Raw genomic sequence first — 226 nt, forward strand, 5'->3', positions numbered from 1 at the left:
GGTTGCCAGTACCGGGATTGCTTTTCTCGATCCATTTGAAGTTATGCGCGATCTGTTCAGCACACGTGCAGCCGATCTCGGTCTGATGATCATGGCGTTGATGGGATTTGCTCACTACATGGATCATATCGGGGCAAATGAAGCTGTGGTGCGCGTGGTGACGAAACCGTTACGGGCACTGCGATCTCCTTATATTCTGCTGTTTTTTTCCTACCTGCTTGCCAGT

Annotated in this window: 1 pseudogene; it reads left to right on the plus strand. The window is 50.4% G+C overall.

What is annotated here, in order from left to right:
• Positions 1-226, plus strand: a pseudogene (locus tag FDX22_RS24020) (C4-dicarboxylate ABC transporter); the annotation flags it as partial.

This window comes from Citrobacter sp. TBCS-14 (assembly GCF_005280805.1).
Taxonomy (GTDB): Bacteria; Pseudomonadota; Gammaproteobacteria; order Enterobacterales; family Enterobacteriaceae; genus Citrobacter; species Citrobacter gillenii.